The sequence below is a fragment of the Falsiroseomonas sp. RANM36 genome (assembly GCF_056682175.1).
Window position 1 is genome coordinate 44,513 of sequence record NZ_JBWXTD010000008.1, and the last position, 291, is coordinate 44,803.

Annotated in this window: 1 protein-coding gene; it reads right to left on the reverse strand. The window is 81.8% G+C overall.

Annotation, left to right across the window (positions count from 1 at the left end; genetic code table 11):
* Positions 1–73: 73 nt before the first annotated feature.
* Positions 74–291, reverse strand: a 218-nt coding sequence (locus AC1MIR_RS25855; RefSeq protein WP_480031050.1) for an SDR family oxidoreductase, incomplete at its 5' end; no start/stop codon positions are given.

Here is a 291-nt window from a genome sequence, read left to right on the forward strand (position 1 = left end):
GGCGGCGCCCCCCGCGGGCGCTCTTCCTTCTGGTGTGGGGGGGGGGGGGGGGGGCCCCCCCCCCCCGCCTCGCTCACAGCGCGGCCCAGCCGCCATCCACCGGCAGGTCCACGCCGGTGATCTGCCGCGACACGTCGCTGGCCATGAACAGGCAGGCATTCGCCACGTCCACGTCGTTCGTCACGCGGCCCAGCGCGTAGTCGGCCGCGGGGCGGGGCGCCCCCCCCCCCCCCGGGGGGGGGAGGCGCCCCCCCCCCACCCCCCCCCCCCAACAGCGGGCCCGCCGCGCGG